Raw genomic sequence first — 13082 nt, 5'->3', positions numbered from 1 at the left:
AGTCTGCCCACCGGGTGGGCCCCGGCATACCCTGGAGCGCAACAGAGTGTCAGCAGGGGTGGGGGCACCGGCTGAGCCGGTACTCCGCGGGGTCGCTCCATGCCCGCCAGCAGTCGGTACCGGCACGGTGCCTCACCGTAAGGCGGCCTGACGGGGCGGGCCCGACGGAGGACAGGGCTTATGGATCGTACGACCGGCGGCGCGCCCACACGCCCGCCGCAGGGGGTGGCGGGTGCGGTCCTGCTGCTCGGCGTGCTGCTGGCCGGAGCCGCGCCGCTCATCCCGCTGGCCGTCCTGGTCTACCGGTACGAACCCGAGCTGTTGCCGCTGTTCGCGGTACCGCTGGCCGTCCTGGTCGCGGCGTGGCGGATCGCCCGGGACCGCGCCCGCGACCAGCTGACCGACCCGCTGACGGACCTGCCCAACCGTCAGGCCCTGCTGCTGGCCGCCCAGGAGGCGATCGCCGAGCACGAACAGGGCTACAGCGTCGGTCTCATACTGCTCGACCTCGATCGCTTCCGATCACTCAACGACACCCTCGGCCACACTGCCGGTGACCGGCTCCTCGTGCACATCGCCCGCCGGCTGCACCGCGCCCTGCGCTCCGGCGGCGCGGTCGGCACCCCCACCCGCGAGTCCATCGACGACGTCTTCGCCGGCCTGCCCCGGCACTACCGCCGCGGCCGCCCGATGGTGGCCCGGATGGGCGGCGACGAGTTCGCCGTCCTGCTGCCCGGCATCAACTACCCGGACTGCCTGGAGCGCGTCGCCAAGGCCCTGATCGCCGAACTCGCCGCCCCGATCCGGCTGGACGGGCTGCTGCTCGTCCTGGAGGCCAGCGCGGGCGTCTGCGTCTTCCCGCAGCACGCCCAGGACGCCGAGTCGCTGCTGCGCCGCGCCGACGTCGCGATGGGCCACGCCCAGCGCGGGCGCAGCGGCGTCGAGCAGTACGACGAGACGCAGGACGCCGACACCCCGTACCGGATCGGGCTCCTGGGGGACCTGCGCCGCGCGCTGGAGACCGGCGAGGTGCAGCTGCACTACCAGCCGAAGGTGGCCTTCGACGGCCGGGTGGTGGGCCTGGAGGCGCTGCTGCGCTGGGAGCGGCCGGGCCAGGGCAAGGTGTCGCCGGACGAGTTCGTCGGGCTCGCCGAGTCCAGCGGGCTGATGCCGCGGCTGACCGACTACGTGCTGGAGGCGGCGGTCGGCCAGCTCGCGTACTGGCGCGACCAGGGCCTGCAGGTGCAGGTCGCGGTGAACGTCTCGCCGCGCGACGTGCTCAACCCGGGCTTCGCGCAGCGCGTCGCGGGGCACCTGGTGCGCCACCAGGTGCCGGCCCACGCGCTCCAGCTGGAGATCACCGAACGGCTCCTGCTGGACGACTCGCGGCGGGCCGCCGACACCCTGGCGGAGCTGCGCGGCTACGGCGTCGGGATGTCCCTGGACGACTTCGGCACCGGGCACTCCTCGCTGGTGCGGCTGCGCAGCCTGCCGGTCGGCGAGCTGAAGATCGACCGCTCCTTCGTCTCCCGGATGGTCGCCGACGACCACGACGCGGCGGTGGTCCGCTGCTCGGTGGAGCTCGCGCACTCGCTCGGGCTGACCGTGGTCGCCGAGGGCGTCGAGGACGACGAGACCTGGGAGCGGCTGCACTGCATGGGGGTGGACGCGGTGCAGGGCTGGCTGGTGTCGGCCGCGCTGCCGCCCGAACAGGCCACCGCCTGGCTGCGGGTGCACCGCACCGGCAGCCCGACCGTGGAGCGCCTGGCCGCCACGCTGCCGCCCGGCATCAAGCCGGCCGTGCAGAAGGTCCCGGGCGGCAAGCCGGCGATGCCGCCGGTCCTGCCCCCGACACTCCCGCCGGTCCTGCCGCCCGTCCTGCCCCCCGTGGTGCAGGCCGTGCAGGCCGCGCAGATGGAGATCAACGCGCCGGGGACGCAGAGTTGGGCCCGGACCAGGCCGCAGTAACCGCCGCCGCCGGTTACTCGTTGGCCGGTGGCCGGGCCGGGCCCCATAGGATGGGGTCCAAAGACCACGAGGACGGGAGCGCCGAGCCGGCTGCTCCCGCCCGGGCCCGGCACCGCTGAAGCAGCGCCGGGCCTCACCAGAACTCACCCTGAGGATCGCTGCATGCCTGGCATCACGCGCGAGGAGGTCGCCCACCTCGCCCGGCTGTCGCGTCTTGAGCTGAAGCCCGAAGAGCTGGACCACTTCGCCGAGCAGCTCGACGTGATCATCGGCGCGGTCGCCCGCGTTTCCGAGGTCGCCGGACAGGACGTCCCGCCGACCTCCCACCCGCTCCCGCTCACCAACGTCATGCGGGCGGACGAGGTGCGGCCGTCGCTCACCCCGGAGCAGGCGCTCGCGAGCGCGCCCGCCGCCGAGGAGCAGCGTTTCCGTGTGCCGCAGATCCTCGGGGAGGACTGACCGAGATGACCGACCTGATCCGCTACACCGCCGCCGAGACCGCGAGCGCCATCGCCAAGGGCGAGGTCTCCGCCGTCGAGGTCGCGCAGGCGCACCTGGACCGCATCGACGCCGTCGACAAGAAGGTCAACGCCTTCCTGCACGTCGACACCGAGGGCGCGCTGAACGCCGCCAAGGCGGTCGACGAGAAGCGCGCCAAGGGCGAGGAGCTGGGCCCGCTGGCCGGCGTCCCGCTCGCGCTGAAGGACGTCTTCACCACCAAGGGCATCCCGACCACCTGTGGTTCGAAGATGCTCGAAGGCTGGATCCCGCCGTACGACGCCACGCTGACCTCGCGCCTCAAGGACGCCGGCGTCGTCATCCTCGGCAAGACCAACATGGACGAGTTCGCGATGGGCTCCTCCACCGAGAACTCGGCGTACGGCCCGACCGGGAACCCGTGGGACCTCTCCCGCATCCCCGGCGGCTCCGGCGGCGGCTCGGCCGCGGCGCTGGCCGCCTTCGAGGCCCCGCTGGCGATCGGCACCGACACCGGCGGCTCGATCCGCCAGCCCGGCGCCGTCACCGGCACCGTCGGCGTGAAGCCGACCTACGGCTCGGTCTCCCGCTACGGACTGGTCGCGTTCTCGTCCTCGCTGGACCAGGGCGGCCCGTGCGCCCGCACCGTGCTGGACGCGGCGCTGCTGCACGAGGCCATCGCCGGGCACGACCCGCTGGACTCCACCTCGATCGACGCGCCCGTCCCGGCCGTCGTCGCGGCCGCGAGGATGCGCGACGTGCGCGGCATGCGCATCGGCGTCGTCAAGGAGTTCGCCGGCGAGGGCTACCAGGCCGGCGTCATGCAGCGCTTCGACGAGTCGGTGGAGCTCCTGCGCGAGCTGGGCGCCGAGGTCGTCGAGGTGTCCTGCCCGTCCTTCACCCTCGCGCTGCCCGCGTACTACCTGATCGCGCCGTCGGAGTGCTCCTCCAACCTGGCCCGCTTCGACGCGATGCGCTACGGCCTGCGGGTCGGCGACGACGGCAGCCGCTCGGCCGAGGAGGTCACCGCGCTGACCCGCGAGGCCGGCTTCGGCGACGAGGTCAAGCGCCGCATCATCCTCGGCACCTACGCCCTCTCCTCGGGCTACTACGACGCCTACTACGGCTCGGCCCAGAAGGTGCGCACGCTGATCTCGCGCGACTTCGACGCCGCGTTCGCCGGGGTGGACGTCCTGGTCTCGCCGACCACGCCGACCACCGCCTTCCCGATCGGCGAGCGCGCCGACGACCCGATGGCGATGTACCTGGCCGACCTGTGCACGATTCCGTCCAACCTGGCGGGCAACGCGGCCATGTCGCTGCCGGTCGGCCTGGCCCCGGAGGACAATCTCCCGGTCGGCCTGCAGATCATCGCGCCCGCGATGGCGGACGACCGCCTGTACCGCGTGGGCGGCGCCGTCGAGGCCGCACTCAACGACAAGTGGGGGCACACCCTGCTGGAGGAGGCACCGGCACTGTGAGCAAGATCGAGAAGGCCAAGGCCCAGTCTGCTTCTCTGAAGGGGTGGAAGCATTCCAAGCCCGGTCTGTGGCTGTCCATCGGCACCAGCGCCTTCGGCGCGATCTCCGTGGTCAAGGACGTCCGCAAGGCCCGCGAGGAGAGCGACACCCTGAAGCTGGTCAACGCCCTCGTCGGCGCCGCCGCGCTGATCACCGGCACCGCCCTGCTGGTGCGCGAGCTGCGGCAGCTCGCCTCCGACGACGTGCTGCTGGGCTAGGGCCACTCTTCGGGCCGAGCGCCCCGGCCCGGCCCCGCGCGAGCGGCGGCCGGGCCCGTACCTCCCAAGTCTTTACGTGAGAAGGGACGCTGTGAGCGTCATGAACCTGGTCTCCTACGAGGACGCTCTCGCGTCGTACGACCCGGTGATGGGCCTTGAGGTCCACGTCGAGCTCGGTACCAAGACCAAGATGTTCTGCGGTTGCTCGACCGAGCTGGGCGCCGAGCCGAACAGCCAGACCTGCCCGACCTGCCTGGGCCTGCCGGGCTCGCTGCCGGTGGTCAACGCGACCGGCGTGGAGTCGGCGGTCAAGATCGGCCTGGCGCTCAACTGCGAGATCGCCGAGTGGTGCCGGTTCGCGCGGAAGAACTACTTCTACCCGGACATGCCCAAGAACTTCCAGACCTCGCAGTACGACGAGCCGATCGCCTTCAACGGCTACCTCGACGTGCAGCTGGAGGACGGTTCGACCTTCCGCGTGGAGATCGAGCGCGCCCACATGGAGGAGGACACCGGCAAGTCCAGCCACGTCGGCGGCGCGACCGGCCGCATCCACGGGGCCACCCACTCGCTGCTCGACTACAACCGGGCCGGCATCCCGCTGATCGAGATCGTCACCAAGCCGATCACCGGCGCCGGCGAGCGGGCCCCCGAGGTCGCCAAGGCGTACGTCGCCGAGCTGCGCGAGGTCATCCGCTCGCTGGGCGTCTCCGAGGCCCGGATGGACAAGGGCCAGATGCGCTGCGACGTGAACCTGTCGCTGCGCCCCAACGGCACCGAGACCTTCGGCACCCGCTCGGAGACCAAGAACGTCAACTCGCTGCGCAGCGTGGAGCGGGCCGCCCGGTTCGAGATCCAGCGCCACGCCACCGTGCTGACCGACGGCGGCACCATCGTCCAGGAGACCCGCCACTTCCACGAGGACAACGGCAGCACGACCTCGGGCCGGATCAAGGACAACGCCGAGGACTACCGCTACTTCCCCGAGCCGGACCTGGTCCCGATCGCCCCCTCGCGCGAGTGGGTCGAGGAGCTGCGCGCCGCCCTGCCCGAGCTGCCGCGGGTGCGCCGGGCCCGCCTGCAGGCCGAGTGGGGCCTGTCCGACAAGGACATGCAGTCCGTCCTCAACGCCGGCGCGGTCGGGCCGATCCAGGAGACCATCGCGGCCGGTGCCCCGGCCGACCAGGCCCGCAAGTGGTGGATGGGCGAGCTGGCCCGCCGCGCCAACGAGACCGGCACCGAGCTCAGCGAGCAGCCGATCACCCCGGCGCAGGTCGCCCGGGTCGCCGCGCTGGTGGCCGAGGGCAAGCTGAACGACAAGCTGGCCCGCCAGGTCATCGAGGCCGTGCTGGCCGGTGAGGGCGAGCCGGACGAGGTCGTCGAGAAGCGCGGCCTGGCCGTCGTCTCGGACGACTCCGCGCTCGGTGCCGCGGTCGACCAGGCCATCGCCGAGAACGAGGCCGTCGCCGCCAAGATCCGCGACGGCAAGGTCGCGGCCGTGGGCGCGCTCGTGGGCGCGGTCATGAAGGCCACCCGCGGCCAGGCGGACGCCGCCCGCGTGAAGGATCTGATCCTTGAGAAGCTCGGCGTCTCTGCCTGAGTTCCTAAGGTGTCTTAGGCATCTAAGGCCCCCTAAGTAAGACCTAAGGCCCGGTTCCACCCCTAAATTGGGAGGGAACCGGGCCTTTGCCATGCCCGAGGGGCCTCATCTAAGGCATCCGGGTCCCGAAACATCGGGAAGCCTGCCGATGTGGTGCCCCCCTCTGGGAGAGGAAGCTCTTAGTCAACAGGGAAGACCGAAGAACGAAACCCACAAGGGGAACACCGTGATCGAGTACGAGCTCATCCAGCAGCAGGTCCACGAGCTCCAGGTCCACGCCGAACACCAGCGCCTCGTCCGCGAGGCGAAGGAGGCCCGCCGCGGCCTGCGCCGCCCGGTCGCCGCGCGCTTCCAGCGCCGCGCCGCGCGGAAGACGGAATGCTGACGGACCGGCACCCGGCGGGTGCCGAGGAGAAGTCGGAGGGGGAGGCGCGAGTGAGCGCCTCCCCCTCCGGGCGTTCGCCGGGCGAGATATCCCCTCGGCCCGCCGCCACCGCCTATGGCATGCTCGCCTCCATGCAGCAGATGTCGGTCAGTCCCGTCTTCGTCGGCCGCGGCACCGAGATCACCGCGCTGGCCGACGCGCTGCGCCGGGCCGGCACCGGCAGCCCGCAGACCGTCCTGGTCGGCGGCGAGGCCGGCGTCGGCAAGACGCGCCTGCTGGAGGAGTTCCTGGACCGCGCCGGCCACGGCGGGGGAGTGGTCACCACCCTGGGCGGCTGTCTGGAGATCGGCGCCGAGGGCCTCCCGTACGCACCGATCGCGGGCGCCCTGCGCCGGCTGCACCGCACGCTCGGCCCCGAACTGGAGGCCGCGGCCGTGGGCAGCGAGGGCCATCTCGCCCGCCTGCTGCCCGAGTTCGGCGACGGCGACGGCGAACCGAACGACGAGTACGGCCGGGCCCGGCTGTTCGAGCACACCGCGAGGCTGATCGAACGGCTCGGCGCGGACCGTACCCTCGTCATCGCCGTCGAGGACCTGCACTGGTCCGACCGCTCCACCCGCGAGCTCCTCGCCTACCTGGTCCGCACCCTGCACCGCGCCCGCGTGCTGCTGGTCGCCACCTACCGCTCCGACGACCTGCACCGGCGCCACCCGCTGCGCCCCTTCCTCGCCGAGCTCGACCGGCTGCGCACCGTCCAGCGGCTGGAGCTGGCGCGGTTCCGCCGCGGCGAGGTCGCCGCCCAGCTGGCCGGCATCCTCGGCACCGCCGCGCCCGACCGGCAGCTGGTGGACCGGATCCACCGCCGCTCCGAGGGCAACCCCTTCTTCGTCGAGGAGCTCGCCACCGCCTTCGAGGACGGCTGCGGGGCCGGCCTCACCGACTCGCTGCGCGACATCCTGCTGGTCCGGGTGGAGAGCCTGGACGAGGAGGCCCAGAAGGTGGTGCGGATCGCCGCGGAGGGCGGCTCGCACGTCGAGCACGCCCTGCTCGCCGCCGTCCTGGCCGACCTGATGGCCGACGAGGAGGAACTGATCGGCGCCCTGCGCACGGCCGTCGGCGCCAACATCCTGCGCCTGGACAGCGACGGCGAGGGCTACCGCTTCCGGCACGCGCTGGTCCGCGAGGCCGTCTCGGACGACCTCCTGCCCGGCGAACGGCACCGGATCAACCGCAAGTTCGCGCTCGCCGTCGAGGCCGAGCCGCACCTCGTGCCCGCTGACGCCCTGCCCGCCCGGCTCGCCAACTACTGGTACCACGCGCACGATCCGGCCCGCGCCCTGCCGACCGCCCTCGACGCCGCCCGGGCCGCCCGGCGCCGCAACGCCTTCGCCGAGCAGCTGCGCATGCTCGAACGCGCCCTCGAACTGTGGGACATGGTCTCCGAGGACGTCCTCGCGCACACCCTGCGCCCGTACGACTGGGCCGAGACCTACCCGCCCGGCTCCTGCGACGTCCGTCCCCAGGACGAGGACTGCGACCGGATCCAGCTGATCGACGTGCTCGCCGAGGCCGTCGTCGCCGCCCGGCGCAGCGGCGACCGCGAGCGCGGGCTCAGCCTGGCCAAGCGGGCGCTCAAGCTGGTCGACGAGACGGTGGACCCGCTGCGCGCGGCCTGGTTCCGGATCAACCGGGCCCGCATGCTCGGCCACCTGCGGCGCTCGGGCGACGACGAGGAGATCGCGTACGCGCACCGGCTGGTCGACCACCTGCCGCCGTCCGCGGTGCAGGCCGAGGTGTTCGCGCTCGGCGCCGGCGTCGCGATGCTCAAGGACCCGGGGCCCGAGCACATCGAGCTCGCCGAGCGGGCGATCCGGATCGCCCGCGAGGTCGGCGCGCACGCCGTCGAGCAGCACGCGCGGATGACGCTCGCCGGCCTGCGCTACGACCTGGAGGGGGACGCCGAGTCCGGGCTGGCCGGGCTGCGGGCCGCCGTCGAGGCCTCCCGGCGGGTCGGCACGCCGGACGTGCTGCTGCGCGGCATCAACAACCTCGCCAGCGTGCTGCGCGGGCTCGGCCGGTCCGAGGAGGCGATGGCGATGGCCCGCGAGGGCCTGGAGCACGCCGCCGGCTACGGACTGGTGCGCAACAGCGGCAGCATCCTGACCGGCAACCTGGCCGAGGCGCTGATCGACCTCGGCCGCCTCGCGGAGGCCGTCGAGGTGCTGGGCGACTGCGACCCGGACGAGACCACCAACGCCCACGCCGAGTTCCTGGAGCGGATGCGCGGCGAGATCGCCCTGCTGCGGGGGGACCTGCCCAAGGCGGCCGTTCTCGTGGCCCGGGCCCGGGAGGCCAACCGGGTCGGCCGGATCCAGCACTCGGCGCCGATCAGCCGGCTCGCGGTGCGGATCGCGTGGCTGAACGGCCGGCCGATGGAGGCCCGCGCCGAACTGCTCGGCGCGCTCGCGGACGCCCGGCGGCTCGGCGACGAGGCCGACGTGTACCCGCTGCTGTTCGAGGGGGCCGCGGTGGAGGCGGACTCCCGGGGCCTGCCGGAGGCCGCGGCCGGGCGGGCCGAGGCGCTGGCCGGGATCGCCGCGACGGCGGCCGGGCTCACCCCCAAGGCGCCGCTGCACCACGGCTGGGCGCGGCTGCTGGAGTGCGAGCTGGCCCGCGCCGGGGGCACCGACACCCCGGAGCAGTGGGCCGCCGCGGTCGCCCTGCTGCGGCCGGTCGCCCTGCCGCACCCGCTGGCGCTCGGCCTGCTGCGGGCGGGCGAGGCCGAGGTGCGGGCCGGGCGGCGCGAGGCGGCCGCCGAACTCCTGCGCGAGGCGCGGGAACTGGCCGAGGCGCGCGGTGACCGCCCGCTGGTCGCCGAGATCACCGGCCTGGCCGACCGCGCCGGGCTGGCCCCGGCCCCGGCCGCGCCCGCGGCGGCCTCCTCGGGGCAGGCCGCACCGGCGGGGGAGTCGTTCGGGCTCACCCCCCGTGAGCGGGACGTGCTCCGGTTGCTCGCCCGCGGCTGGACGAACCGGCAGATAGCCGAGGAGCTGTACATCTCTCCGAAGACCGCGAGCGTGCACGTGTCCAACATCCTCGGCAAGCTCGCGGTCGGCGGCCGCGGCGAGGCGGCCGCGCTGGCCCACCGGCTGCGGCTGTTCCCGGACGACCTGGCCCCCGCCACCGGGTGACCCGCGCTCCGGCCCGGGACCGGCCGGCGGACCCCGCCCGCCGGCCCCGGACCGGTGGGCGCCGTCGCGTGCTCCCGTGCGCGCCGCGTGAGCCCCCGCCCGCGCGCCGCCGCCAACCGGGCCGATCCGCCGGAATCAGGTGCATTTCCCTACCCTCCCACCATTACTCTAAGTTCAGTGTGCGTGTCATTGAGTGACGGAATTGGTGTAGGGTCCCGATCGGGAGCATCGGTGCGGTGCGGCGACCGGAAGGCCGCCCACCCCCTGGGCCACCGTCCTGACGGTGCGCCAGGTCACCGCGTACGGCGAAGCGGCGCGCGGCCGGTGGCCCGTGGCCGGGGCGCCGGGTCCCGGGCCGGAGGGGGAGAGGTCAAGTGAGCTCCACCGATACGGTGCTGCCCGCGGCCGAGCGGCCGGGCGCGCCGGCCGCCGACGCGCCCACCACGAGACGCGGCGCGATGCGCCGCCTGCGGGAGGGCCGCGCCCTGCCCGGCCTCGCCCTCGGCGCCCTGTGCCTCAGCTACGCGTGCGGCGCCGCGACCGGCTGGGGGTCCCACCAACTCGCCGTCTTCATGGGTGATTTCGGTCTCGCCGCGGCGGCCCTCGCGGCCGCGCTGTCCTGCCTCGTCTACGGCTGCACGGTCGGCGGCCACGCCCGCCCGGCCTGGCTGCTGTTCGGCCTCTCCTCGCTCACGGTGGCCTTCGGCAACGGCACCTGGGGCTGGTACGAGCTCGTCGAACGCACCGCCCTGCCCCAGGACTCGCTCGCCGCGTACGCCTTCCTGCTGTTCGCCCCGCTCTCCATCACCGGCATCCTGGTGCTCGCCCAGCGCCCGCGCTCCGCGGCCGGCTGGCTCTGCCTCCTGCTGGACGGCTGGCTGATCGCGGGCTCGCTGTTCACCCTCAGCTGGAGCCTGGCGCTCGGCCGGATCGCCGCCGGCGAGGGCGGCTCGGTGCTGACCCTGGCCCTCAAGCTGGCCTACCCGGTGCTGGACATCCTGCTGGTCAGCCTGGTGGTCGGGCTGCGCTTCGGCGGCCGGGACGGCAACCGGGCCGCCGTGCACACCGCGATGATGGCGCTCGCCGTCACCGTCATCTGCGACGCCCTGTTCACCTCCCCGGCGCTGCACAGCAGTTACCACTCCGGCGAGCTCCTCGACGCCGGCTGGTTCTCCGGCAGCCTGCTGCTGGCCTGGGCGCCGTGGTCGCCGCGCTGGCGCCGCCCGCTGCGCGAGCACCCGTCGGCCGGCGGCCTGCCGCGCCGCCGGGTGGCCACCACGTTCAGCGCGCTCACCCCGTACGCCGCGGCCGCGGTGTGCACCGCCGGGATCCTGTACAACGCGCTCGGCGGGCGCCAGCTCGACCGGGTGGTGGCCGCGGCCGCCTGCACCGTCGGCCTCGCGCTCATCCTGCGCCAGGGCGTGATGCTGCTCGACAACCTCTCGCTCGCCCAGGAGCTCGCCCACAAGGAGGCGCACTTCCGCTCCCTGGTGCAGGGCTCCAGCGACGTCATCATGATCGCCGGCGCCAACGGCGTCCTCTCGTACGTCTCCCCGGCCGCGCTCGGCGTCTACGGGCGCGACCCGGAGGAACTGGTCGGCGGCAACCTGCTGGACCTCGTGCACCCCGAGGACGTCGACCGGGTGCTCGGCGAGGTGCGCCGCTACCTCGCCCGGGTCCGCCTCACCGCGCACCGCTCGCCGGGCACCGCCGAACCCTCCGCCCGGGTCGAGTGCCGGATCCGCTCCGGCGCCGGCGAGTGGCTGCACGTCGAGTCCACCGTCAGCCGGCACCGCGACGGGCTGATCCTCAACAGCCGGGACGTCACCGAACGCGTCATGCTCCAGGCCCAGTTGCAGCACAACGCCTTCCACGACCCGCTCACCGACCTGCCCAACCGGGCGCTGTTCACCCAGCGGCTGCGGGCCGCCCTCGGCACCCGCGACCGGCAGGGCGGCCGGGGCGAGCCGGGCGCCGGGATCGCCGTGCTCTTCCTCGACCTGGACGGCTTCAAGGCGGTCAACGACAGCGCCGGCCACCAGGTCGGCGACGAGCTCCTGGTGCAGGCCGCCCGCCGCCTGCAGGGCGCCGTCCGCTGCGGGGACACCGTCGCCCGCTTCGGCGGCGACGAGTTCGCCGCGCTGGTGTGCGGCCCGCTCGGCCGCCTCCAGGTCCAGGAGCTCGCCGACCGGCTGCGGGTCGCGCTGTCCGAGCCGTACTGGATCGGCGGCGCCGAGCTCGCGGTCGCCGCCAGCATCGGCATCGCCTTCGGCACCCCCGAGCGCGGCCCGGCCGCCGACCCGCGCACCGGCGCCGACGAGCTGATGCGCAACGCCGACCTCGCGATGTACCGGGCCAAGTCCGAGGGCAAGGGCCGGGTGGTGCTCTACAGCCCCGCCATGCGGGCCGACCTGGAGCGCCGCACCGAACTCGACGAGCGGCTGCGGGTCGCCGTCCGCGAGGGCGGCTTCACGCTGCTCCACCAGCCCGTGGTCGACCTCGGCAGCGGCGCCGTGACCGGCGTCGAGGCGCAGGCCCGCTGGCGCTCGGCGAAGGGCCTGCTGCTCACCCCCGCCGAGTTCCTGCGCTCGGCCGAGCACGGCGACGCGGCCACCCGCTTCTCCCGCTGGCTGATCCACGAGGCGGTGGCGGCGGCCGCCGCCCGGCGCGGCCTGCCCTCCCGCAACCGCACCGGCCCCGCGCCGGTGCCCGTCGCGGTCCGCCTCTCCGCCGAGCGGCTGTGCTCGCCCGGACTGTACGAGACCGTCGCGGCTGCGCTGCGCGACCACCGGCTGCCGGCCGGCGAGCTGGTGATCGAGGTGGCCCGGATGGGCCCGGACGCCCTCGCCGACGAACTCGGCCGCCGCCTGGCCGCACTGCGCCGGCTCGGGGTCGCCACCGTCCTGGCCGGTTACGGCGCCGGCAGCGGCTCGCTGGGCGCCCTCGCCCGGCTGCCGCTGGACGGCCTCAAGCTGGACCGCTCCCTCGTGCAGGACCTCGGCGAGTCCGCGCTCAGCCGCACCCTGGCCGGGCACGCGCTGCGCCTCGGCCGCGACCTCGGGCTGCTCACCGGCGCCGAGGGGGTGGACCTGCCCCGGCAGATCGCCGCCCTGCAGGAGCTCGGCTGCCGCCAGGGCCAGGGATCGGCCTTCGCGCCGCCGCTCGACGAGCCCCGGCTGCGCCGCGCCCTGGTGCGCCGCGGATACCCCCTCCCGAGACCGCTCGGCTCGCTCTCGGCCCGCCGGGCGTACCTGGCCGCGGACACCCGGACGAGTGGCCGCGGGGAGTCTCAGGGAGGGCGTGTCGTACATCACCACGGGGCCTCCGACCTGCCCGAACACCGGGCCGTGACAGGTCCGGGAGCCGGTCCGCATGGCGAGACGGCCGTCCCACCTGCTTGACACGCGCCCCCGAACGGGAGGAAGGTCGTTGCCATGCGCACCCGAATTCTCGTACTTGGCGGGCGCGTCGGCTGAGCGGGCACGCACGCCCCGCTTGTGACAGACCGACGCGCCACCCCTCGCATGCCCTTGGCACGAGGGGTTTTTTGTTGCACTGACGCTGTTCCACCCACGCAAGACCCCTGGCCGCAACTGCTCCGCGAACCCCACGGAAACGGGGAAAAGCGGGACGATTGAGGCAGAGCCGGCGATCGGCCCGAACCGGGACCCCACCCTCGAAGCACCTGGGGCCCGCACCACAGGGCCGGCAAAACCCGAGAAG

Annotated in this window: 7 protein-coding genes and 1 pseudogene; all 8 read left to right on the top strand. The window is 74.1% G+C overall.

All coding sequences use genetic code 11. The features are described 5' to 3' along the window. Window positions 1-195: 195 nt before the first annotated feature. Window positions 196-1968 (top strand): annotated as a pseudogene (locus tag ACFVU9_RS10820) (putative bifunctional diguanylate cyclase/phosphodiesterase); the annotation flags it as partial. 162 nt (window positions 1969-2130) lie between these two features. Beyond that, the gene (gene gatC, locus ACFVU9_RS10815; protein WP_329927886.1) at window positions 2131-2427 is read left to right on the top strand and encodes an Asp-tRNA(Asn)/Glu-tRNA(Gln) amidotransferase subunit GatC; all 297 of its coding nucleotides are present in this window, start codon (window positions 2131-2133) and stop codon (window positions 2425-2427) included. A 5-nt stretch (window positions 2428-2432) separates the two neighbouring features. After that, entirely contained in the window at window positions 2433-3926 is a 1494-nt protein-coding gene (gene gatA / locus ACFVU9_RS10810) for an Asp-tRNA(Asn)/Glu-tRNA(Gln) amidotransferase subunit GatA (protein ID WP_380441383.1), read from the top strand. Then, window positions 3923-4183 (top strand): hypothetical protein, encoded by a 261-nt coding sequence (locus ACFVU9_RS10805; protein WP_329927884.1) that lies wholly within the window; start codon window positions 3923-3925, stop codon window positions 4181-4183. The genes gatA and ACFVU9_RS10805 overlap by 4 nt, the downstream gene beginning before the upstream one ends. A gap of 91 nt (window positions 4184-4274) precedes the next feature. Beyond that, window positions 4275-5783 (top strand): Asp-tRNA(Asn)/Glu-tRNA(Gln) amidotransferase subunit GatB, encoded by a 1509-nt coding sequence (gene gatB / locus ACFVU9_RS10800; RefSeq protein ID WP_380441388.1) that lies wholly within the window; start codon window positions 4275-4277, stop codon window positions 5781-5783. A 226-nt stretch (window positions 5784-6009) separates the two neighbouring features. After that, window positions 6010-6168 carry a hypothetical protein gene (locus ACFVU9_RS10795; protein ID WP_380441391.1) on the top strand — a complete coding sequence of 53 codons (159 nt, stop codon included), beginning with the start codon at window positions 6010-6012 and terminating at the stop codon, window positions 6166-6168. Between the two features lie 50 nt (window positions 6169-6218). Next, the gene (locus tag ACFVU9_RS10790; protein ID WP_387592045.1) at window positions 6219-9359 is read left to right on the top strand and encodes an AAA family ATPase; all 3141 of its coding nucleotides are present in this window, start codon (window positions 6219-6221) and stop codon (window positions 9357-9359) included. A gap of 458 nt (window positions 9360-9817) precedes the next feature. After that, on the top strand, window positions 9818-12760 hold the full coding sequence (locus tag ACFVU9_RS10785; RefSeq protein WP_387592143.1) for a putative bifunctional diguanylate cyclase/phosphodiesterase: 2943 nt from the start codon (window positions 9818-9820) through the stop codon (window positions 12758-12760). Window positions 12761-13082: the final 322 nt, after the last annotated feature.

The sequence above is a fragment of the Kitasatospora sp. NPDC057936 genome (assembly GCF_042887525.1).
Lineage (GTDB): Bacteria > Actinomycetota > Actinomycetes > Streptomycetales > Streptomycetaceae > Kitasatospora.
The sequence above is the reverse complement of the archived record's forward strand: the minus strand, read 5'-3'. Positions and strand labels throughout refer to the sequence as shown.